19 protein-coding genes are annotated in these 24,026 nt (G+C 40.2%); 8 read left to right on the top strand and 11 right to left on the bottom strand.

Going from position 1 to position 24,026, the window contains the following annotated elements; genetic code table 11:
• Positions 1–368 precede the first annotated feature (368 nt).
• Entirely contained in the window at positions 369–1,019 is a 651-nt protein-coding gene (locus tag GZH31_RS05900) for a GNAT family N-acetyltransferase (RefSeq protein WP_118844163.1), read from the bottom strand.
• Between the two features lie 148 nt (positions 1,020–1,167).
• Between GZH31_RS05900 and GZH31_RS05895 the strand changes: the two genes are divergently transcribed.
• The 3 genes from GZH31_RS05895 (at position 1,168) to GZH31_RS05885 (ending at position 2,593) form a co-directional block, all read left to right on the top strand.
• Positions 1,168–1,398, top strand: a complete 231-nt coding sequence (locus GZH31_RS05895) for a DUF2789 domain-containing protein (RefSeq protein WP_036969581.1) — start codon at positions 1,168–1,170, stop codon at positions 1,396–1,398.
• A 155-nt stretch (positions 1,399–1,553) separates the two neighbouring features.
• Positions 1,554–1,820: a hypothetical protein gene (locus tag GZH31_RS05890; protein ID WP_036969583.1), complete on the top strand. Its 267-nt coding sequence runs from the start codon at positions 1,554–1,556 to the stop codon at positions 1,818–1,820.
• Positions 1,820–2,593, top strand: a complete 774-nt coding sequence (locus tag GZH31_RS05885; RefSeq protein WP_036969585.1) for a Zn-ribbon-containing protein — start codon at positions 1,820–1,822, stop codon at positions 2,591–2,593. Before GZH31_RS05890 ends, GZH31_RS05885 begins: the two co-directional genes overlap by 1 nt.
• Before the next feature lie 242 nt (positions 2,594–2,835).
• Here GZH31_RS05885 and syd read toward each other — a convergent pair whose 3' ends face one another.
• Positions 2,836–3,375, bottom strand: a complete 540-nt coding sequence (gene syd / locus GZH31_RS05880) for a SecY-interacting protein (protein WP_036969587.1) — start codon at positions 3,373–3,375, stop codon at positions 2,836–2,838.
• A 59-nt stretch (positions 3,376–3,434) separates the two neighbouring features.
• Here syd and queF point away from each other — a divergent pair, with 59 nt between their 5' ends.
• Positions 3,435–4,280, top strand: coding sequence for an NADPH-dependent 7-cyano-7-deazaguanine reductase QueF (queF, locus tag GZH31_RS05875; RefSeq protein WP_180311475.1), 846 nt, complete (start codon positions 3,435–3,437; stop codon positions 4,278–4,280).
• Between the two features lie 118 nt (positions 4,281–4,398).
• Here the strand turns inward: queF and GZH31_RS05870 are convergent, their stop codons facing one another.
• Together GZH31_RS05870 and GZH31_RS05865 are read right to left on the bottom strand one after the other, a co-directional pair.
• Entirely contained in the window at positions 4,399–5,433 is a 1,035-nt protein-coding gene (locus GZH31_RS05870; protein ID WP_180311474.1) for an isoaspartyl peptidase/L-asparaginase family protein, read from the bottom strand.
• Positions 5,434–5,560: 127 nt separating this feature from the next.
• Positions 5,561–6,265 carry a SapC family protein gene (locus GZH31_RS05865; protein WP_036969596.1) on the bottom strand — a complete coding sequence of 235 codons (705 nt, stop codon included), beginning with the start codon at positions 6,263–6,265 and terminating at the stop codon, positions 5,561–5,563.
• Between the two features lie 230 nt (positions 6,266–6,495).
• On the opposite strand from GZH31_RS05865, the gene GZH31_RS05860 reads away from it, so the two are divergent.
• Positions 6,496–7,224: a DUF6445 family protein gene (locus GZH31_RS05860; protein ID WP_180311473.1), complete on the top strand. Its 729-nt coding sequence runs from the start codon at positions 6,496–6,498 to the stop codon at positions 7,222–7,224.
• Between the two features lie 59 nt (positions 7,225–7,283).
• Here GZH31_RS05860 and GZH31_RS05855 read toward each other — a convergent pair whose 3' ends face one another.
• The 5 genes from GZH31_RS05855 to pgi form a co-directional block, all read right to left on the bottom strand.
• A complete protein-coding gene (locus GZH31_RS05855; RefSeq protein WP_306822759.1) occupies positions 7,284–8,801 on the bottom strand; it encodes a tryptophan halogenase family protein in 1,518 nt (505 codons plus the stop codon).
• Between the two features lie 75 nt (positions 8,802–8,876).
• Positions 8,877–11,417 carry a TonB-dependent receptor gene (locus GZH31_RS05850; protein ID WP_180311623.1) on the bottom strand — a complete coding sequence of 847 codons (2,541 nt, stop codon included), beginning with the start codon at positions 11,415–11,417 and terminating at the stop codon, positions 8,877–8,879.
• Between the two features lie 856 nt (positions 11,418–12,273).
• Positions 12,274–12,984 (bottom strand): 6-phosphogluconolactonase, encoded by a 711-nt coding sequence (pgl, locus tag GZH31_RS05845; protein WP_118844157.1) that lies wholly within the window; start codon positions 12,982–12,984, stop codon positions 12,274–12,276.
• Positions 12,985–12,989: 5 nt separating this feature from the next.
• Positions 12,990–14,462: a glucose-6-phosphate dehydrogenase gene (gene zwf, locus GZH31_RS05840; protein WP_036969609.1), complete on the bottom strand. Its 1,473-nt coding sequence runs from the start codon at positions 14,460–14,462 to the stop codon at positions 12,990–12,992.
• 269 nt (positions 14,463–14,731) lie between these two features.
• A complete protein-coding gene (gene pgi / locus GZH31_RS05835; RefSeq protein WP_118844156.1) occupies positions 14,732–16,378 on the bottom strand; it encodes a glucose-6-phosphate isomerase in 1,647 nt (548 codons plus the stop codon).
• A gap of 349 nt (positions 16,379–16,727) precedes the next feature.
• Between pgi and GZH31_RS05830 the strand changes: the two genes are divergently transcribed.
• A complete protein-coding gene (locus GZH31_RS05830) occupies positions 16,728–17,762 on the top strand; it encodes a LacI family DNA-binding transcriptional regulator (RefSeq protein WP_180311472.1) in 1,035 nt (344 codons plus the stop codon).
• A 261-nt stretch (positions 17,763–18,023) separates the two neighbouring features.
• Here GZH31_RS05830 and GZH31_RS05825 read toward each other — a convergent pair whose 3' ends face one another.
• Both GZH31_RS05825 and GZH31_RS05820 read right to left on the bottom strand, forming a co-directional pair.
• Positions 18,024–20,294, bottom strand: coding sequence for an aminotransferase class V-fold PLP-dependent enzyme (locus tag GZH31_RS05825; protein ID WP_036969612.1), 2,271 nt, complete (start codon positions 20,292–20,294; stop codon positions 18,024–18,026).
• A 118-nt stretch (positions 20,295–20,412) separates the two neighbouring features.
• A complete protein-coding gene (locus GZH31_RS05820; protein ID WP_036969615.1) occupies positions 20,413–21,480 on the bottom strand; it encodes an AI-2E family transporter in 1,068 nt (355 codons plus the stop codon).
• 367 nt (positions 21,481–21,847) lie between these two features.
• Here GZH31_RS05820 and GZH31_RS05815 point away from each other — a divergent pair, with 367 nt between their 5' ends.
• Positions 21,848–22,513, top strand: a complete 666-nt coding sequence (locus GZH31_RS05815) for a hypothetical protein (protein ID WP_036969618.1) — start codon at positions 21,848–21,850, stop codon at positions 22,511–22,513.
• 1 nt (position 22,514) lies between these two features.
• The gene (locus tag GZH31_RS05810; RefSeq protein ID WP_036969619.1) at positions 22,515–23,972 is read left to right on the top strand and encodes a M48 family metalloprotease; all 1,458 of its coding nucleotides are present in this window, start codon (positions 22,515–22,517) and stop codon (positions 23,970–23,972) included.
• Positions 23,973–24,026: the final 54 nt, after the last annotated feature.

The following is a 24,026-nucleotide window of genomic DNA, read 5'->3' as shown; positions in this document are numbered from 1 at the left end:
TCAATCCTTTTCAATTGCTCCGCAATTGTACTGCGTCCTGGCAGTGTCCTTGTTCGTCCTTGCCTTCCTTAGAACTTGTCCTTTTGCTTCCTGCTTAAGCATCATGCTTGGTGTGCCATAATCCTAATCCTTGGCATAAGTTCATTCATTGAACCTGTGTCTTCTTGACATGGTTAAGTTTAGAGAATTCCTGAGATGTAGATAGGCATAAAAAGTAATTTTTCTTAAGTCACAAAATTGCAAAAAACAATAAATCCTTATAAATCATTTAAATAAGTCATTTTAGGTACAAAAATAACTGTATTAAAGTGATAATACTCACAGCAATGTAAGAGAAATCGCACACGCTACTTTCCAAAACGTCCCAATTACTCTTTCGCCGCTTTGAACATTAACTCACCTTCGACCTGATTAAAGCTTAATGCTTTAAAGACTTCGAACCCTTCGGAACTAAAGAATTCACGCTGCTCACCACGTGTAACAAAGACGGCTAAACCCGATACTTGTTGGTGGCTGTCTACTAAATCATCTAGTCCTCGAAGTAAGTAACGCCCTAAACCTTGCCCCTGAAAATGAGGGTCTACAGCGATAAATGCTAAAAACAAATACTGCCCTTTTTCAGCTAACATTTCACGAATTGTGCGCTCTTTTTCAATAAGTTGATTTGTCTGTAAATATCCTGCACTAAGCATTAACTTTAAACGCCAGTGCCAATAGCGCTCTGCTTGTAACTCACTGGATGAATCAAACACGCATGCAATGGCTTTTAATCGGCTTTGCGAGTACAAACCAATTAAAGGTTGTTTTTCTTGCCAAAAGCTCGCGAGCTCTTCACGTACTAAAGCGCGTAGTTTGGTTTCATACTTACTGGGATTATCTTCTTTGTAGCCCAGCACATTCTGAAGTACGGGGTCATCATGATAGGCTTGGTAAATAAGGCTAGCGGCCGTGCTGATATCTTCAGCACTTAGGTATTGCACACGTAAGGTCTCGGGTTCAGCAACAGTTGTCATACTCATCCTTTTCTGTGTTTTATTATTTTTAGTACTAGACTATAAGGTATATACCCAAGCGCGATTAAAGACAAATTCAGCGTGAGTTAAACTGCTGTTCATCATTATTATGGTTGAGCAGTAATAAAGACCGCCATACACAAGGAGCAGAATTATGGATACGACAAAACATGATATTTCGACCTTATTTGCACAATTAGGTTTACCCAGCAAAGAAAGTGAAATCGATGCATTTATTGCCTCGCATCAGCTGTCTGATACCACCCTACTACAGGAGGCTCCATTCTGGGACGAAGCTCAGCAACATTTTCTAGCAGAATCTTTAGCTGAAGATGGGGCGTGGAGTGAGGTTATTGATGAATTAGACGCCCGATTGCGTCAATAAACACACGATTAGTTATCCATAACCTAAAATCTACCAATTTTGGGTTATGGATAAGGAAAGTAATTTCACATCACCTCTATTATTGCTACCATACGCGCGCATTGCAGCCCATACGCTACAGTGCTTTTTATTCTTTAATAAGAGTTTATACAAAAATGAATGCCGTTGTATTTGATGCAATTAAAACCCTTCTTGATGAAGGTAAAACCCCTACAGTTGCGCTAACAAAAAGCAAACTATCACAACCGATGCCAATGCCTGTAATTATTGCAGCTGTTAGTCAGTATAAAAACAATCCGGATTCAATTAAAAATTTCATTAATAACCCGTCAAATGAACATGTTAGTGCGCCAAAAGAAAGTCAATTAGATCGTATTGAAGCAAAACTAGATAGGTTATTAGCATTACTTGAGAAAAAATAATGTTTGTTGTCGATCTGACTTTTGATTGCTACCAAGATACCACCCTAGAGCTTGCTGAACAGGCAATAAACCGCCTTGTGAATGCATTGCGATTTAATGGCCAAATAATCGGTGATGAATTCCCCACTGTTTTAAAAGATGGCTATTTTATTACGCGTGTTATGTGCCCAACCGAAGATGCGATGCACCCGCTTAACAACAGCCCGTTTGTTAAACACAGCATAGAGCAACTGCACTCGGCGGGATTGTTAGCGCCTAAAGTGAAAGTGATCGGCCAAGATATACATTCAAATGGGGCTGACGCGTGTCAGGACCCATCGTGTTATATTTTATACACCACTTATGTGCATACCTGCAGCCCACTTTATTGTGGTGATGACTTTTTGCCTGTCCCCCTGTTTCGTATTCCAGCCATTGCTAATGGTGATTACAAAACACTGATCAAATGGCAAGAAGACTGGCAAGCATGCGATCAAATCCAGATCAATGGCGCTACGCGTTGCGAGTTTCCAGCCCTTGAGGAAATGGCGAGCACACAAAGTGATTTGTATCGTCGTGGTAAAGACATTACTAAGCGAATAAGTTATTTGACTAAAAAACCTGTCTACTATTACTTATATCGTGTTGGTGGTATTGATAAAGAATCAGAACTCAAACGACGTTGTCCAAGCTGTGATGGTGACTGGAAACTGCCTGAGCCATGGTTTGGCTTATTTGATTTTAGATGTGAGCCCTGTGGCCTTGTATCGAATATATCGTGGGATTTTCAGTAAACATAAGGGGCACACAGCCCCTTTTTGTTTATTAAACTATACCAATGCAATGCGCTTAATTAATACCACTGTGCTTAATTAAGTGGTCTATTTTGAGGCAATAAAAGCGCGTTTATAACAAGGCAAAAATGTCGTTATTTAGGTGTTGCTCTGCATCCATGCAGTCATAAATCAGACATTTTTAACGCAGGTAGCGACAAGTTTAATCCCTCAAAATGATTAAGTATTATTGCAGGTTGGTATTAAACCGTTACCTTATCTAAAAACTCACTAATGCTGTTAGCAAGTACATGGTGCGGTTTTTTGCCCACGTATTCTAAACACACCTGACCGTTTTCAACTAACACCGTAATCAGCAAATCATCTTGCTCTGTGAGGCCAATAAATACGGTCTCAGGCTGTTTTAACTTACGTTTCATAAGCACATGCCCGGTAATATTTTGTTGCAGGCGGCTAAAATCGTCTTCATTCCATGCTTGTAATAACTCAATATGATGATCGTTTATATTTAACAGCACGTTGCCCGCATAAAGGTGGCCAAATAACGCATTTAACCCTTCAGGGAAGCGAAGCTCAAGCGCACTGGCTAGGTCATCTAAAGAACCTGCTGGCTGCTGCGCAACGGCACGCCATTGAATTAAACCTTGCTCGTCCACTTCACCGTGTTCACAAGGACTTGGCCAAGCGGTGTCATGTTCAATGACAGGAAGCTTTCCTGTACGCTCTAGGCATTTTTCACTAAATGCTTGGTGTAACTTATCCAGTTTTGAAGAAACAGACATACTGCGAAACTCATTAGCTTTAGGTATAATGCCGTTATTGTAACCACAAAAGTGTAAAGATGACAGATTACAGCAACTCCCCCGAACTAAAAAACAGCGTGCTTGGTAAGTCAACGGACTATGTTGATACCTATACACCTAGCTTGTTGTTTCCTATTGCCCGTAAACTAAACCGCGATGCACTCGGTGTGAGCGAAGATAACTTACCTTTTAAGGGCCAAGATATTTGGACAGGCTATGAATTATCATGGCTAAATAGTAAAGGTAAGCCGATGGTTGCTGTCGCTACATTCGTGTTTCCTTGCCAAAGTAGTCATATTATTGAATCAAAGTCATTCAAGCTTTATTTGAATAGTTTTAACCAAACTCGCTTTGCATCGACTGAAGAAGTGCACCAAGCACTTACACGCGATTTGTCAGCGGCGGTGAATGCAAACGTGAACGTTACTTTGTATCGTGCAGATGATCATAATTGCTTACCATTTAGTGCGCTACCGGGTGAGTGTATTGATGATCTCGATATTGAAATCTCAAGTTATGACATTAATGCAACATCACTTTGCCATAGCCATGATGAAAAGGTATCTGAAACCTTACACAGCCACCTTTTAAAGTCGAACTGTTTAATCACCTCTCAGCCAGATTGGGCCAGCGTGATCATTCGTTACACAGGCCAAGCAATCAGTCACGAAGCCTTATTAAAGTATTTGATTTCGTTTAGAACTCACAATGAGTTCCACGAACAATGTGTTGAGCGTATTTACTGTGACTTAATGCAGCACTTAAACATTGATGAGCTTGAAGTGTATGCTCGCTATACACGCCGAGGTGGTTTAGATATCAATCCTTATCGCTCGACGAATCAAGACGCAACCCCCTTTAACGTGAAAATTAATCGCCAATAAGCAGAACTCAAGCAATAAAAAACCGAGTAAAACTCGGTTTTTTATTGCTTATCTAATCGTTAAGCAGCATTGCAGAAGAGATTAACGCGTCGATTTCTTTTTTAACAGCCCAGCTTCGTTACTCATCGTTGAAGATCGCAACATACGTTGGTGTTGTATTTGATTTACTCGCGCGATACATGCCAGCAGTATTAAACGGCAAACTAATATTGCCTTTCGTATCAATAATAATTACACCGCCAGTGCCACCAACAGGCATTAATACATCGTGGATGACTTCGTTACCCGCTTCAGCAATCGTTTTACCTTGGTATTTCACACGTGCGCAGATATCTGCGGCAACGTTGTAGCGAATAAAGTACTCGCCATGGCCGGTTGCCGACACAGCACACGATGCATTTTCGGCAAAGGTGCCCGCACCAATCACAGGCGCATCACCAACGCGTCCAAAGCGTTTAGCTGTCATTCCCCCCGTTGAAGTACCTGCCGCAATGTTGCCATTTTTATCTAGTGCAACGGCACCAACCGTGCCCATTTTGTAATTAACAGGTAACGCTTTATGTGCTGCTTGGTAATCTTTGCTGGTCACTTTCTCTTTATCGAGTTTTTCTTTGGCTTTTAGTAAAGCTTCATATCGGTTTTCGGTATCAAATAAATTATTTTCAACCAATGGCATGCCCTGAGTTTTTGCAAACTCTTCGGCTCCTTGGCCACTTAACATCACATGCACCGATTTTTCCATCACTAAACGCGCTAGATTAATGGGATTTTCAATATGCTTTACACCTGACACGGCACCGGCTTGACGAGAACGGCCATCCATAATTGACGCATCTAATTCGTGTGTCCCGTCGTAGGTATATACCGCACCACGCCCTGCATTAAAATAAGGTGAATTCTCAAGTACATTGATTGCCGCAGTGATGGCATCTAAGCTTTCTCCGCCTTTTTCTAACACAGAATAGCCTGTTTCAACCGCCTCTTTTAATTTTGCACGGTAGGCTTTTTCTTGCTCTGGGGTAAAACGGCTTTTCTCGATGGTTCCCGCTCCACCATGAATGGCAATAGCGAATGGTTGCTCTGCTGAGTAAGCAAACGTGCTTGTCGTTAACGCACTGAATGCAACGATTGAAGTGAGTAATGTTCTTAGCATAGTGGGCACTTAAATTGAGTGTAGTTTGTAAGCCCAATGTGAATAATTTACGACTGTTTTTCAAGCTTTAACCGACGAAAGAAACAAAAAAAGCGCCTAACGGCGCTTTTCTGTTTGCTGTTTAAAATTAAGCTTTAGCCGCTTTTAAACGCGCTAAACGTGCTACTTGATGAGTAGACGTTAAGAAAGAGTAGATAGGTGCTAGGTAACCACGTTTACGAAGGTCTAAGAACTCTTCATCGCTTAATGAGTTAAGTTTTTTCTCATCAACCAGGTAGATACCGTTAATGTCTTTCTTCTCACCTTTGATTTCTACTGTTAGCGTTTGTGCTACAAGTAGTTCTTTATCTGCAAGGTATTTAGTGAATGCTTCAGTTACTTGAGAAAACTCGATGAAAGAAACAAGCGCTTCTTTACGACGTTTAAGGTACTCAGTTTCTTCACCATTTTCGAAAAGTGCATTACCAGTTTCTTCGCTAACTAAAGGGCTTGCTTCGTCGATAACGATGCCAAATTGATCAGCTTCTGGGTGCTTAACAAGACCCAGTGGGTAGCGAGTCATTGCCATTGGTGCAAATGCAGCTGTCCACTTGTCGTCTTGAATGAAAAGGTTTTCACCTGGCTCTAGACCAAATAACGCAACGGCTTGAAATTGACCTGACTCGTTGTTTTTAACAAATGCCATTGGGAATTCATTTGCGATACGTGCAAATTCGTGTGCAACCACAGGAACTAAATGCTGAGTTTTCATGAACTCAATGTTGATGCCGTTTTGAATTTTAGTGTTGGCATGTTTTTCGTTATGTAAAGGCTGTACTTGTTGCTCCGCCATGATACTGCTCCATTAAATTTTATAATATGTTTTTTGCTGTTAGTGCCCAAAGCCTATAGGTTTTGGCAACAAAAAGGAAGTGAAAATTTTGTGGCAGTTTGTACATTATTAATTAACAAACCGAGCTGTTTTTACTTACACTTTAAATTGACTAAAAAAACAGCATCAATGAAGTAAATATTGTCACGCTTAAGTAATTATTTTTGTTAGTATATTCAATAAATAATACTATGTTTACTGAGCCTATAATGGAAAGTTATCAATTAAATAAGCACTATAAAACACAAGTCATTCATATTAATGAAATCAACGAAGATGTAATCATTATTGATGACTTTTTATCCAGCTTAGCACCTGTTTATCACTTTGCATCAGAGGTTGCCTATTTCCAACCTCCAGGGAGCGACGGTACATTATACCCTGGTAAGCGTGATGAAATGCCCGCCCCTTATTATCGCGTTTTTGAACAATTAATGGCAGAGTTAATTGATAAAGGCATATTAGTCAGTGGCGAAAACTCCCTTTATTTACACAAGTGTAAACTCTCTATCGTGACCCAAAAACCAAACGAGCTTTCGCCGTTACAACGTATGCCACATATCGATTCAACCGATGACAAAACATTCGCTGCGGTGCACTACTTATCAGGTAAAGAATGGGGAGGAACTGGTATTTACAAGTATTTACCTGCAAACGTAATTAAAGTGGGCTCCGATAATAAAGAGATAATTTTTGAAATGATCAATGACATGCAGCAATATGAAAGTACGCATCAAGGTTATTTAAATACCAGTACAGAGTTATTTGAAAAAGTGGTCAATATTGAAGCTAAAGAAAATCGTGTTGTGATCTATAAAAGCAATTTACTTCATAGCGCTGCCATCATTAAAGCACCAACAAATGAGCCCACAATAGGGAACTGTCGATTAAGTATTTCATCTTTTTTTAGAATTGACTAAAACCCGAGGTGGCCATCAATTCATAAAATTAACAGCCAGTTATATGTACCTGATATAAATTAGTATTTTTGCATGCCGAACATTTTAATTTTGGCTAATAATGCCCGGTGCGTCGGTAACTCGGCTAGTAGCTGATTAACACGTTGTTGCTTTAACTGAGTTAATTGTTCATGTGCCTTATTTTCAGAGTGACCTGTGTTTAGCGTCGGCAAATATTTCATACCGAAAAGCACATATAAATAGTTTTCAAGATCAAACAGATCAAACTTACTTTCGAAATCTTCGCGTTGCGGTGCAAACCGCTGCCAACGCGCTAAATTATATTTAAGCTTATCTGATATCTGTGTTTTATTTCGGTTTTCACGCCAAAAACCCGAATCAGTACGATCGGAGACACAGTAGTGCATTTTTATAAAATCAAAAGTCTGTTCCCATACATAATTTACTTGGCGATTATAGTCATCTGCGATTAAAGCGATATCGGCTCTGCACCGAGGAAAACGTTTTGATAGTAAATTAGCAGAAAAGTCAGCGATGAGTATCGCCGTGGCTTCTAGGGGCTCAACAAAGCCTTGCGACAAACCAATAGCAACACAGTTTTTATGCCACATTTTTTCTCGCCGTCCCACTTTAATCGGTATTTTACGAGGAGTAAGGTGAGTAAATTGATTACCTAAATAGCGATGCAACTTAACTAAAGCCTGTTCTTCCGTCATGTACTTTGATGAATAGACTAAGCCAACCCCTCTTCGCTGTGTGAGAGCAATATCCCAAATCCACCCGGCTTGGTGTGCAGTGGCAATAGTATAAGGTGGGATTTCTTGTTCAGGATTGGTTGGAACTTGAATCGTAATTGCAGTATCCGTCAATAAGTAGTCTGACTTATCGATATACCCAACGCCCAGCTTCTGACCAATAAATGCCGCGGAAAACCCTGAACAATCAATAATAAAATCAAACGCTGTGGCGTTTCCATCAGTATCAATAAGCTGAGTAATGTAGCCATCTTGGTCTGTTATTACTTCTTCAATTTCAGCATAACGATGCTTAACTGCAAATTGTTTCTGCGCATGACGCCCTAAAAAAGCAGCAAACTTCTTCGCATCAAAGTGATAAGCATAACCATTAACTCCTGCATATTCTGGCGTGGCAATTGTTTTTGGTGCCAGGTTATGCTCGCAACAGGCATGTTGCTTTGAAACAAATGAAGCATAGTCTGAATCACTACTTTGTCTGAGCCATGCGTCGGTTAATTGCTCACCGAATACATGAGGGTGATCAAACAAGTGATGATAAAAATTACTGCCATGTTTTGATTTATCGAGCCAATTCACGAACTTTATAGACTGCTTAAAGGTCACATCGCATTCATTTATAAAGTCAGTTTCACTTATACCGAATTTTTTTAGTGAATTGCGCATAGAAGGAACCGTGCCCTCACCTACACCTATCGTTGGAATTGTGGGTGACTCAATTAGGGTAATTTCGATACCAGATCCAACGAGAGCGTGACCCAAGTGATTAGCTGCCAGCCACCCTGCAGTTCCCCCGCCGACAATTGCGATTCTTTTAATCATTATTAACTCGCTATCATTTACACACAAAAAAGCCCAGAACACGCTGGGCTTTATAGTTTCGTTACCTAACTTAAATTAGAAACGAAGTGATACACCTAGCTTATAGCGTGCTTCACCTTCGAAGCTCCATGCTGGGTAGCCATTACGAAGCTCAGGAACAACTTCAGCATCTGAAGGCGCAACACCAATTTGTACGCTATCTTCTTCAGTTAAGTTAACAGCTTCAAACGTTACGTCAATGTTATCTGTCACACTGTAGTTCGCACTGAAATCAAGTGTACCGTAAGATTGGTGTTCACGGTTACCGTAGAAACCAGGAAGCTCACGGATCATATACTCTGAACGCCAGTTATAAGCTAAACGAGCTGAGTACGTATCTGTTTCATAGTAACCTACTAAGTTAACTGTGTGCTTAGACGAATCCGAGAACAATGGAATCATATCAGGGTAATTTTCAGCTTCTGATGGTGCATCTACAAATGTATAGTTTGCAGAGTAACCAAAGCCACTGTCGAAACCATCTTGGATTTGTAGCTCGATACCTTCGATTTGACCGCCACTTGCATTTAGCTTAGTTGATAAAGTCCAGTTGTCGCCTTGAGTATCTGGGTCAACAACACCAATTTGTTGATTCAAGATTTGGCTTGAAGTCACGAATGAAGTGATGTCTTTAAAGAAGTAAGTTGCACTTACCATACCGTCGCCATCAAAGTACCACTCGATACCTAAATCTGCTTGTGTTGCTTTGAATGGATTAAGACCAACGTTACCTTTTGTTAGTACTTCGTTATTTGCTGTGCCATCTGAGTAACCTGCAAATGATGATGCAGAGAACATATCAGTGTAATTAGGACGCGCAATAACTTGTGCAGCAGAAGTACGTAAAATAACATCTTCAGCAATATCGAATGCAATATTGATACTAGGTAAGATATCGTTGTAGCTTGCTTTATCTGTGCTCAGAGTGCTTTCGTATTCACCGTTTGCAAAGCCATAATAATCTGATTCTGCATCTGTCGAGATATAACGTAAACCGAAGTTACCGCGAATAGATTCCGCAGAGAATTCAGCCATTGCGTAAACTGCAAAGTTTTCTTCTTCGATAGTGCCGTAACCTGAACGGTATACTGCTGAATCATTATCAAAACTTGAAATTGCTGCACGTGCATCTGCAACCATTTTGTCAAAGTCTGGTTCAGGTAAAGTAAAACCAGCGCCTGATGACATCGTACCAGAGTAATATGTCTCGCCATCACCACTTGGTAATGTATCAACTAACGTTGTTGAATAAGTTTCTTGCTTAACTTCGTGGTCAGCCCAGCGGAAACCTGTTTTAATCGCAGTAATAGCACCAAACTCTACAGGGAAAGACAGGTCGAACTGTGCGTAAGTTTCTTCATCTGTGTTAGGTTGCTTTTTAAGTGCCCAACCAGCTGGCGATAATGGACCAGCAAAGTCTGACGCTTCAAAGTATTTGTTATTAATATCAATTTTGATTACTTCGCCCGTTGCATCATATGTACCGGCATAATCAGATGGAACACCAATAAAGTTACCATAGTTTGCAGTAAGATCTGTACCACCTTCAGACTCAGTTGTACCTAAGCGACCTTTTAGCGTAAAGTTTTCACCTTCATATTTAAGGCTGAAATCGGCTGTATCAGACGTCATGCTAGCGATACGTGCCCACGTTTGAACCCAACCTGGGTTAGCGCCTTCGCCTGTACGACGATAGAAAGTACATGTACCTGATGCATTTTTTTGCTCACATGCTGCTTCTTTATCGTCTGGGAACATTACGAAGTTTGAGGTATTTGCGTTGTTTGCATCTAACTCAAGGCTCATAATATTTAAACCTAATTCTAGGTTTTCTGTAGGACGGTACTGGAAAGTTGCATTTAATGCAGTACGCTCACGCTCTTGTTGGAACGTTGTAGGAACAATATCACCCCAACCGATTAGTGACTCAATACCGTTACGTTGATAGTTTGTTTCAGCCCAAGACACTGAGCCTAATAGACCAAATGTTTCTTCATCATTTTTCCAGCTAAATAAGCCAGAAACTTGTGGATCTGTTTCTTCAGAGATTGTGCCGTAATCTGCTTTCGCACTTAAGAAAGTTGTACCAGCATCAAGGTCAAGCGGTTTACGAGTATTAACAATTACTGTACCACCAACACCACCTTCAACAATGTCTGCTTGAGATGATTTATACACTTGAATTTCACCAACTAATTCTGGTGGTAAAAGTGTGTAGTTAAAGCTACGGTCGATTGATTGCTGATCATACCAACCTGTCGATGCAACAGTTTGACCGTTTAAAAGTGTACGTGTTAATTGACTAGACGCACCACGAATAGAAACTTGCTGACCTTGACCGAATTGACGGTTTACGGCAACACCCGAAATACGGCCTAATGCTTCACCCACGTCACCATCTGGAAATTTACCGATGTCTTCTGCTGACACAGCATCGACAACGCTGTCAGCAAAGCGCTTAGTATTCATTGACGCTTCAAGTGAACGACGAATACCACGTACTTCAATAACTTCAACGTCTTCTTGAACTTTTGTTTCATCAGCTGCATATGCAGCACCAGTGAACCCGGCACTCATTACAAGACCGATATTAACTGCTAATAAGCTTTTCTTAAAATTTTTAGCTAACACAGGATTCCCCTTGAATCATTTTGTTGGTTTTTATATCACTTCTGCCCAGTGATGATGACAACGCTGTCATCTAGTAACAAACCATACACTCTAAATTACATTTGTGCTACATCTTTTTGGTGAATTTGTGCAAAAAATTGGCAACAAATAAACAAAGTTATTGATATAGAAGAAAATTAATTATTAGATATTTAAGAATTGTTACATTTAAACGGCGCAAATATAACATGAGTAATGAGGCTGATGACAAGTCACAAATGATAACTTTGTGAAATTGACATCATTTTTTGGACTTTTTTGTAAGCTTAACTTGCCAGTGACCACTTATTAACCATAACAAAAAGTTATAATAAACCACTGTTTTTACAATATGTTAGAATTAAAAAAACGTACTATTTTGGAACAGCACTGTCACTGGAAAAGAAATGTTAACTTTTTTCAGGGCAGAAAGAGTCAAGGGTTATGATAATAAAAATCAATATCAATGACAGCGTTGTCATTTTTAAGTATAACGAGTCATTCTTACGATGTCTATCGTTTTTATATTTTGTTATTGAAACAAAAAAGCGAGCCTAAGCTTAATGCAGATCAGTTAAGGAAAAACCAATAAAATAAAGGGTTACAGCGATGATTTATAAAAATCTTACTGAAGCCCTTTTGCTATATGGTCTTTAGCTAATTTTGTCCCCACCTGCTTTAAGCAGCTTTAACTGAATAATATTCACATATTTATTCAAAAAACTGCTTAACTGACTGGCATTAAGCCTAAGCTCGCTTTAAATACAGAGATGTTGATTAGAAACTAAGGTGCCCAATAAACTTCAATATTAATTGTTGGATGGTTAAGAACTGCTCTAAGTGGCATGTCTGCAACATCACCACCCTCTTTCGCTTGTTTGTATACAGCCAGTTTTTCTTCACCACTGATCAATAGCTTAACCACTTTTGAATGAGCAATCGCTGCAAGCGTTAATGTCATTCTTTCAGTAATTTTACCTGTCACATCACTTTCAATCGCATTTATTGCACACACCAAATCATCAGTGGCAAGCCCATGCTCTAATCCATCAGCGTGTGGAAACAACGATGCAGTATGGCCATCAGGCCCCATTCCCAAAATGGTTACATCAAATGGGCGCTTTAATGTCTGATAAGCAGCTTCACATTGAGTAACGCCATTATGTGCTGTTAACGCATCATTTTTCATTGTAATGAAATTAGCGGCTGCGCCTTTGTTTTGCAATAAGGTGCTGTTGATAAATGCTTCGTTACTTTTGTCATGTGAGGCATCAACCCAGCGCTCATCGACCATTGCAACATCAATATTTTGCCAATCAAGATCAAGGTTAGATAAATGCTTATACGCAGGTGCAGGTGAAGAACCACCCGATACCATTAATACAGCACGGCCATCATCTTTAATGCCTGCAACTAAACGTTGCTCTAAACTTGCTGAAAGCTCAGCTGTTAATTCGTCTTTGCTTGCAAAGAATTTTTCAACAATTGTAGCCATCTTAATTATGCCTTGTCGCCAGTGTTAAACCATACATGGTTATTTTCTTCGAGTAGCTCATCTGCATCTTCTGGGCCCCAGCTACCTGCACGGTATAACGATGGTGCCCCTTTTTCTTGCCAGCGTTCGATAATTGGATCAATCCATTTCCACGCTTGACGAACTTCATCACGATGGATGAAAAGTGATGGATTATTTGCTGCTGCATCTAACATTAAACGTTTATAGGCATCAGAATGGAAACCATTGCTGTAAGCTTGTGATAATTCAATGTTCATTGTCACTGGCTCTAATTGCATTTCAAGGTTATCAAGACGCTTCGACATCAAGGTTAACTGAATTGTTTCTTCAGGTTGTAGTCGGATCACTAAGCGGTTCGGCTCAATATTTCCGACTTTATCGCTGTACACATTGTGCGATACTTTTTTGTATTCAACGACAATTTCAGCACAACGCTTCTTCATGCGTTTACCTGTACGAAGATAAAATGGCACACCCGCCCAACGCCAGTTGTCAATGTGTGCACGAATAGCAACGAAAGTTTCTGTTTTACTTGCCCCTTCGTTTAACTCTTCTAAATAACCAGGGACGATTTTACCGTCAAGGTTACCTGGTACATATTGTCCTCGAACAATATTTGCATCAACATCTTCTGCAACCAATGGACGCAGTGATTCAAGTACTTTTAATTTTTCAGTACGAATGCTATTCGCTGTTAATTTATTTGGTGACTCCATCGCCACTAAGCAAAGTAACTGCAACAAGTGGTTTTGTACCATGTCACGCAAAGCACCTGCTTTATCATAAAAACCAGCTCGGCTTTCAAGACCCACAGTTTCAGATAAGCTAATTTGAATATTGTCGATAGACTTTGCATCCCACATATTTTCAAATAATGAATTTGAAAAACGCAGCGCCATTAAGTTTTGTACGGTTTCTTTACCTAAATAATGATCGATACGGAAAATTTGCTCTTCAGTAAAATACTCAGCGATTTTGGCATTAATTTCTTCTGCAGACGCACCGCAATAACCAATTGGCTTTTCTACAACAACACGTGAAGTTTCCGTGATAAGCCCTTTTTTAGATAAAATTTCACAACAACTACCGTACACGGCAGGAGGAAGCGAAAGATAAAAAACACGAGACTTGTCGGTATCGTGTTCATCTAAAATATCTCTTAATTTATCCCAGTCATCATCGGCTTCTGTCACATTAGAGACAACGGGTACTAAATATGCTGAAAAGGCTTTCCAGTCTTTTGCGTTAAACTCGCCTTTTCCTAAGAAGTCTTGTAATGCTTTGTGCGCAGTTTCTATGTATTCTTCACATTTGCTTTGCTCACGTACGGTAGGAAGGATACGTGAACCTTGAGGAAGGTTGCCCTCTTGATAAGCGCGATACATGGCAGGAAGTAATTTGCGTAACGCAAGATCACCACCGCCCCCAAAAATTACGATATCAAATGGATTTAGCATATATCACTCTCTACATTGGCAATGCCATTTAGTTCACTTCATGTTGTATGGCAGTGCGTATTGTTATACGGATGATTTGGCCGTGTTAGCAGGTTCCCTTAACAAAGCCTGTTGAATTTTTTTGTAAGTAGCTTACTCATTATTCTTATAGTGTGCTGAAGTAAATGAGTCTTAGGGGCTCTGTAAATCCTCTCACAAAAATACAGGCCCTAAGAACTCCAGCGCTACCCGTTCAAAGGTATTTTTTTTGCAGCAATGCTGCGAATCTGTTACTGCTTACGATGTGTTTTGTAGTAAGCGATCAATCCGTTGGTTGAGCTGTCATGAGGATGGCTCACTGAGTCATCACATAATTCAGCTTCAATTTTAGAGGCAAGTCCTTTACCTAGTTCAACGCCCCATTGGTCAAATGAACAAATTTCTAAAATAATGCCTTGGCAGAAAATCTTATGCTCATAAAGCGCAATTAAACGACCCACTGTTTTTGCATCTACTTTGTCTAGTAGCATTGACGTTGTTGGGCGATTGCCTTGATGAATCTTATGATTCAGTAATTCTGCAATTTCGGCTTCAGATTTACCTTTCGCGGTCAAATCTGCTGTTACTTGCTCTGCATCGACACCGGCCATCATGGCTTCTGTTTGTGCAAAGAAGTTTGATAATAAAATATCATGGTGTTTGCCAACATTCACTTGCGGCTCAATTGACGCAATAAAGTCAGCTGGCACAATCACATTACCTTGGTGTAAACATTGGTAAAATGCGTGCTGGCCATTAATACCTGTCATACCCCAAATGATTGGAACGGTTGTATACGGTACAGTGTCGCCTGCAAAGTTAACATGCTTACCGTTACTTTCCATTTCACCTTGCTGTAAGTACGCAGGTAGCATATGCAGTGCTTGATCATACGGTAAAATAGCGTGCGACGTATGACCTAGAAAGCTTGTATTCCACACACTTAAAAGTGCCATTAATAAAGGAATATTAGTTTCAAAGTCAGCATTTTTAAAATGCTCATCAACTTCAAACGCACCTTCTAATATCGCTTCAAACGCGTCGAAGCCTAGGTACAACGCGATTGGTAATCCTATCGCACTCCATAAAGAAAAGCGACCACCGACCCAATCCCACATTGTGAATACGTTTTCATCAGCAATACCAAATGCAGCTGTTTTTTCTAAATTTGTGCTGACTGCTACAAAGTGCTTAGCGATATGCGCTTGTGCCTCTGCCGCTTGTAAAAACCACTCAACAGCCGTTTTAGCATTCGTCATCGTTTCAGACGTTGTAAATGTTTTCGAAGAAATCACAAAAAGCGTGGTTTCTGCGTCTAATTCTTTTAAAACAGATGCAATCTGTACACCATCAACATTCGATACATAATGCACGTTTAACGTATCGTCAGCGTAAGCGGCCAATGCTTCAGTTGCCATTTGCGGTCCTAAGTTAGAACCCCCGACACCAATAGCGACAACATCTTTCACTGCTTTGCCAGTGTAACCACGCCACTCACCGCTGCGCACCTTATTTACAAAGGTCTTCATTTTAGCCAGTTCTGCGTTGACTGCATCGGTCACATTCTCACCATCAACCACAATAGCCGTGTTTGCACGATTACGAAGAGCGGTATGAAGTACGGCACGATCTTCAGTGATATTAATTTTTTCACCACTGAACATTTTTTCACGCCATGCACTCACATTGCACTCTTTGGCTAATGAAATGAGCTGCTCAAAAACCGTTTTATCAATATGTTGCTTTGAATAATCAAATAATACGCCTGGGATTTGAGTAGAGAATTGTTCGAAACGCGCACTATCTTCGGCAAATAAATTTTTAAGATGAATTTGTTTCATCTTCTTTGCACTTTCTGACAGTGCTTGCCAACTAGCTAATTGCGAACGGCTGCTCATAAACATAATCCCCTAAAAACTTGCAACAAACTGATTTAAAACTATCTTTTTATTAATTTAGAATAAAGACAGCAACTAAAAACACGAAGTAAAATAACACTAAGTTAAAATGACAACGCTGTCAATGTTCTACTTTTACATTTTATAGTCGAGATAATAGCGCAATTTTTCTCTTTTGACACCGGTATCATAAAAATTATCTCAATTATTTTACTGCTAATTTGGTAGAACATTAGATACACTAAACAACTTATATTAAATATTAATGTACTTAAGTAAGAAAAGCGTGCAGGAGCACATCTTTCGAGTAATATTATAATACAATTATAACGAACTATAAAGTAACCGTATGAAAGTAACCATAAATGATGTAGCTAAACTTGCGGGTGTTTCTATGAAAACCGTTTCGCGAGTGATCAATAAAGAGCCATCGGTCAGAAAAAAAACGTATGACATCGTGATGGACGCTGTTAATACGCTTAACTACCAACCTAATCTTGCAGCTCGAAATCTTGCGGGTACATCTTCTTTCACTGTCGGCTTAGTGTATGACAACCCGAATGCCTATTACGTTATCGATATGCAAAATGGGGTTTTATCTCGTTGTAAAGAAGAGGGCTATGAACTTGTAATCCACCCATGTAGCTACACAGACAGCAATATGGAAGCAGATTTTAAGACCATGATAAAACGCTCTCGTTTAGCTGGTTTAGTACTCACTCCCCCACTATCCGAGCAAAATAGTATTATTGATATGCTCGATGAAATGGGTATCCACTATGTGCGTGTATTATCTGGCCGCCCTACAGACGAAGACCAAGATACGTGTATTTATGTGAACGATTATGCAGCTGCGTATGAAATTACTGCTCATTTATTATCGCTTGGTCATAAAAACATTGGCTTTTTATGCGGCGACAAAGAGCATAAGTCAACCACTGAGCGCTTAGAAGGCTATCAAGCTGCGCTAAAAGATCACAACATCGCGCTCAACAATGCACTGGTTTATGAAGGCCAATATTCATTTGAATCAGGCGTTGAAGGAGCCAAAGTGTTACTTGGTGAGAACAACCCACTGAAAATTACTGCGCTTTTAGGCGGAAACGATGAAATGGCAGCCGGTGCGTTGTTCGCGTCTCGACTAATGGGAATTGAAATTCCAGAGCAATTATCAATCACCGGGTTCGAGGATTCACCATTCTCGCGCCAAACATGGCCTAAACTAACAACCGCGCATCAGGCTAATGATGTAATTTCACAACATGCAGCGCGCCTGTTATTCAGAAAAACACGTGGTGCGCGCAATCAAGATAAAGACATTATTACCACATTCACCCCTTCGTTGGTGATACGTGAAAGCTCAGGGCCTAACAGCACCTCCTGATAAAACACATCAACTATACAAAAGCCGCTATAAATAGCGGCTTTGTTTTTTATAACTCAATGGTGCTGTGTCGCGCTAATACCAATTCGCTTAATTAAGTGGCCTATTTTGAGGCAATAAAACCGCGTTGATAACAAGGCAAAAATGTCGTTATTTAGATGTTCTCGGCAATTGCTTCTGCATTGCTCTGCATCCATGCAGTCGTAAATCAGGCATTTTTAACGCAGGTCGCGACAGATTTAATCCCTCAAAAATTAAGTATTATTGCTGATTGGAATTGATCAGTGCGAGTCCGCCATTCAAGTTATAAACATGTTCAAACCCTAATTGCGATAAATTATTTGCAGCCTGCTTTGAGCGATTACCGCTGCGGCACACTAAAATATAATTTTTCGCTTTATCGAGTTGTCCTTGCACTATCGCATTTGCCATACGGCTCAATGGAATATTGATAACTTTCGCGTTCTCAACATTAAATACCTCAGCAAGATTAGCCACACCATGTTCGTAAGGTTCACGGGTATCAATCAAATAGGTTGCTTGATCGCCTAACATAGCTTTGGCATCCGTTGATGTAAGCTGTTTCATTGGCGTGCTTTCAAGCACATCAACGTAACCACACAATGGGTGACTTGTGTGCTGCTTTTGTTGATCGGCTTGCTGCTTTAATTCAATAAATTCAGCCTCACTTAACTGCCCATTAAGCAACGTCGCTAATAAAGGAGTCGTCGCTTTTTGTGCATGCCAATCCATCGCAAAGCATTGCTGGTAATCATGTCCCGAGCAAATCAGCGTAGTATCATCAATTAGCGTAGCGAGAGATTTTAATGATTGCACCATTTGTGCCGTATCACTGCCACTAATTACTGTGTTACCTAACCCACCAGGAAGAATTAAATCACCGCAGAAGCAATAGCTAACATCATTTGTAAGGCTATTTTCGAGTAAATAGCTCACACTGTCTTGGCTGTGACCCGGTGTCGCGACTTTACGTAAACGAGCGGTATTAAGTGCTATTGTTTCATCATTAACAGGCCAGCCTAATTCGTCTGTTTCATTGCCTACGTACTGCTCTGCTAATTCTTTAGCAAGTAAACAGCGAGCAGATAAGCGTTCTTGATGTTTGTGTGTGTCTAAAATAGCTTTAACTAACAAACCTTGTGTTGCGACAATTTTAGCCATTCGCGGTATCAGCTCAATAATTGGATCAATCACAACTGCGTGCTTATTGCTATCAACGTATAACCAACAACACGCCGCTTGATGACGTAATTGAGTCAAACCAATTGCACAGACCTCTTGTTGAGGTGAAGTGCTGTCCGAAACCACCAAGCAATTTGCTTCAAGAATAGGTTTAAGCGAGCGGATCTTATCGCAGGCATAATTAATTTCTTGCTCGGTTACCGCTGGACCAAATGACATCCGAATTGCATTTTCACTCTGCCAATCAGATGCGCCCATTGCATCAAGTACAAAGCTGCGATTCGCACCAGAGCTACACGCAGATCCACCACTAACACGAATACCCGCAGCATCAAATAAGTCCATCACCTCTTTGCTGGTTAATTCGTTCACAGCAAAATTTAATGTCGTTGGCACTGAATACTCAAATTCATGATTAAACGTAATACTGCCAAACGTATCAATCAGTGCTTCATGCAGCTGCTTGCGAAAAGCATGTAACTGCTCTAGTGGTTTAAAGGTGTGATTATCTTTATCAAGCAATAACGAAAACAACTCGTTCAGGCCAGCAATACCCGGTAAGTTTTCTGTGCCAGAGCGCATGCCGCTTTCTTGACCACCACCGGCAATAAACGGAGTGTATGCACTGCCTTTACGAATATATAGCACCCCAATGCCTTTGGGTGCATACAGTTTATGGCCAGAAAAAGGCGCATAGTCTATTGTGGTTTGGCTTAAAGCCAAACGGGTTTTACCTAAAGCTTGAACACAATCGACCATCCAAGCGACGCGCGTGTTTTCACTGCGGATCACTTGCTCGATAGCCGCTAAGTCTTGAAACACACCCGTTTCATTATTGACTGCCATAGTGCAGATCATCAGAGCATTTGCAGCATGCTTGCGGATGAACTCATGATCTAAAATGCCGTATTTATCAACCGGAATAGCCAACACTTGCGCATTAATATCCAGCACATTGTTCCAGTGCTTTAGTGTATTTGGAACCGCTTTGTGCTCTGTGGCGCCATAAAGCAACACTGGATTTTCAATTTGATGATTTTTTGCCGCTATTAATGTCGATACAACAGCAGTCTGAATACCTTCGGTTGCTCCCGAGGTAAACAATATGTCGCCATCAGACGCCCCAATCACATCACGTGCTTTGCTTCGTGTTTGTTCTAATAGATATTTTGCTTGAATACCTGTGATGTGTGAACTCGATGGGTTACCAAAACAGACTTGCATAGTATGAGACACTACATCTGCAATTTGTGGAAGTACCGGTGTCGTTGCGTTTGCATCTAAATAAATCTGCTGATTAGCATCGTCTGGAAGAAAAAAATTTGCCATGAAAAACGCACCATATTACTAAAAGATATATCTTATAACATATTTTACATTTTTCACGTGTAAATTATAATAATCAATTAGTCAGTAAAGTGCGTTTTATATAGCTTTTAATACTAAGCTAGCTAGGAGTAAGGTCGACCTGCTTCGATGACCAGGCATTAATTAGTGCTTTAACAAGCGATGCCAGCGGTATCGCAAAAAACACGCCCCAGAATCCCCATAAGCCACCAAAAAATAAAACCGCAACGATTATAAATACAGGATTCAGATCAACAGCTTCCGAAAATAACAGCGGAACTAACACATTGCCATCAAGCGCCTGAATAACCCCATAAATAATAAGGATTGTCCAAAACTGGGTCTCTAAACCAAATTGGAATAGCGCAACAGCCGCAACCGGAATCGTCACCAAAGCAGCGCCTACAAATGGAATAAGCACCGATAAGCCCACTAAAACGCCAAGTAATGCTGCATAACGTAAATCAAGCACCGCAAATGCAATAAATGAAGCAGTACCGACAATTAAAATTTCAAACACCTTGCCACGAATGTAATTCATGATTTGCTGATTCATCTCTTGCCATACTTGGATAATAAGGCGGCGTTGTTTTGGAATTAATCGTTCAGCACTTTGTGTTAATTCTTGCTTGTCTTTAAGCATAAAGAAAACTAACAGTGGCACCAAAATCAGATAAATAAGCCAAGCAGCAACATCTTTTAACGACGTTAACGAAACCGACAGCGCAAGTTGACCAAATTCAATCACTTTTGCTTCAACGCTACTGACTATCGACTTAACTTGTTCAGAGGTAATTAAACTGGGGTAATCTTCAGGTAAATGTAGCAGCAGTGCTTTCCCTTTCTCTATCATGTAGGGGGTTTCTTGCACTAAATTACTGGTTTGCTGCCAAAGTACAGGCCCCATCCCAATTAAAATCATGATCATCAAACCGCTAAATAACAGCATCACTAAAATAGAGGCCGTAAAGCGCTTCATACCTAACTTTTCTAAATGAACAACAGGCCAATCAAGTAAATATGCAATGACCAGTGCAACCAGCACCGGCACAATAAGAGAGCCAAAAAAGTAAAACAGCGCCACCGTTGCAATTAGAAGCAACAATAAGGTGACCGAATGGGGGTCGGAAAATTTATTTTCGTACCAAGCTTTTACATATTCAAACACGAATTGGCTCCACAATGAGTACACCTAATTTTAGGTCAATTTTAAAATGGTAATGATGCTTTTCTAAAAATCGCTGCATATCCTCACTCGACTCAGCAGCATTAAATGTAAAAGTAACTGATTGATTGGCAGATACTGCCTTATTTAACCCTAATTTAAACTGAATAAACTGTTGCGGGCATTTTAATGGCCGCAAATCACACATCAACATAACGAATCAACTACGTAATTTATATGAATAATAAGTATTAGATCACAGCACTCATTAAAAAATAAGTCTTTATAATGAGTAATAAGTCATTTTTTTCTTAAAACACGCAAAGCAATAGTTTATCCTTATCGGATACCGGATAGTAAAGGAAACACGATGCCTGGCTCGCATAATAAAGCGCAATTACCAGCGAATCCAACTCTTAAAGAGATTAATTGGTTTAAAAAACAAATAAATTGGGGGGAATTGCCTCCATTTTATCACATGGTGGCATCTTCGGTCAGCGAATCGGAAGGTATTTTAGACCATGGTTTTGACAATGCAGTAAAGCGGCTTATCGACCCGCGAAATTGGAATCTTGATATACTTGATGGACACGAAACAGAATTAGGCGAAATAGTGTGTAATAATAAGCCGCGCCTTGCTTTACACCAAAGCTTCACGGACCGAGGGTTCGAGCTGTGGGCTTATCCTTATGCAAAAGATGTCACGGTCGATCAGTATATTAAAGATAATCGCTTTATGGAGTTTCGTGTGTGGGATCCACATACTATGAAAAATCTGATTCGTATCAATCAGCTACATAAATTTATTGCATTTTACTTTGAACGAGGCGATAAAGCAGATAAAGCACTGATCCTTCATGCTCATAAAGTTGTGCATAAAATCATAACTTTTTTACAACGGGAGTTGAACGTTGTTAAGCTAGATGGAGTCACAATAAAAGATTTCTATCAATTGTGCGAAAAAGATAGCCGTGCATGCAGCGACGAAATTGATATAGCCAAAGTCATGCTAGGTGAACAAATCAACAAGGAATAAAATGCGAATAAAATCAGCCTTTATTACACTATGCAGTGCATTATTAACGTTTTCGATACTGCATAGTGAGCCGTTGAAGGCACAAACAAATTTTAAGCTTCCAGATTTAGGTACCTCAGCACTGCAAGCATTGCCGATTGAAAAAGAGCAAGCAATCGGCGAAGTTATGATGATGCAAATTCGCGGCTCATCCCCTGTCGTATCTGATCCGGTACTTGATGAATACCTCACCACTTTAGGCCGTCGATTGGTGGCCAATGCCAATGATGTGCGTTTCCCCTTTTCATTTTTTTGGATCGACAACCCCGAAATAAATGCGTTTGCTTTTTACGGTGGTCATGTTGGTGTACACACGGGTCTCATTGCACAAGCCGATAATGAAAGTCAATTTGCCTCAGTACTAGGTCACGAGATTGCACACGTAACACAACGCCACTTAGCGCGTCGTATTCAACAACAACAAGACAATAATGCTTTAACCATTGCCGGTATGATTGCTGGTATTTTAGCAACCGTCGTTGCTCCCGATGCCGGTATTGCTATTATTTCAGCTAACCAAACACAAGCGGCATTTAGCCAACTAACACACAGCCGAGCTGCAGAACAAGAGGCTGACCGTATTGGTATGCAAACACTCAATAATGCAGGCTTCGATCCGCGCCAATCGAGTGAATTTTTAACTAAACTGGCTGCACAAATTCGTTACAAGTATAAGCCACCGGCGTTTTTGTTAACTCACCCATTACCTGAAAGCAGGGTGTCTGATGTTCGCCTACGTGCCGAGCAATATCCAAAAAAACATTTCGAAGACAGCCTCGAGTTCAATTTAGCAAAAAGCCGAGTTATTGCTCGCTATTACCAGAAATCAAAAGCTGCTGAAGACTTATTTCGTAAGTTAATGCGTGAAAATACCGTACACAACACCGCACTGAAATACGGATTAGGCATTAGTTTGTTAGATCAAAAAAAGCTGGATGAAGCAGCCAATATTCTTGAGCCTTTACTGAAGGAAGACCCTAAAAACCTATTTTATATCGACACCCACACTGATTTACTTATTGCGCAAGGCAAAGCCGCTGAGGCTGTGACGTATTTAGCAAAACTGGATGTTGATAGGCCAAACAATCAAGTAATTACCCTAAACTACGCAAATGCAGCAATTGAAGCGGAACAATACGAACTCGCTGAGCGTATTTTAAAATCGTTTTTATTAGCAAAGCCAGAACATAACTTAGGGAAGCAATTAATTGCCTCTGTTTATAAAAAACAAGAAAATATGGCGTCATATCATGAAGCAAATGCCGATGTACTTGCCCAGTATGGAGCCTATTTAAAAGCCGCTGACGAAATTCAAAAAGCGCTTAATTTTGTTGAGCCTGAAGAGCTCGTTAAGCAACAACGCTTAAAAGCACTTCTAACACAATATCGTCAACTGCAAAAAGAACTAGCGAGACTTTAAGTCTCGCCACGCTTGCCCTAAAATAAACCAAATTCATAAATTTAGAGAACACAC

Source organism: Pseudoalteromonas sp. JSTW, from assembly GCF_013423925.1.
In the GTDB taxonomy this organism is placed as follows: Bacteria; Pseudomonadota; Gammaproteobacteria; order Enterobacterales; family Alteromonadaceae; genus Pseudoalteromonas; species Pseudoalteromonas lipolytica.
This window is presented reverse-complemented; position numbering and strand designations above follow the sequence as displayed.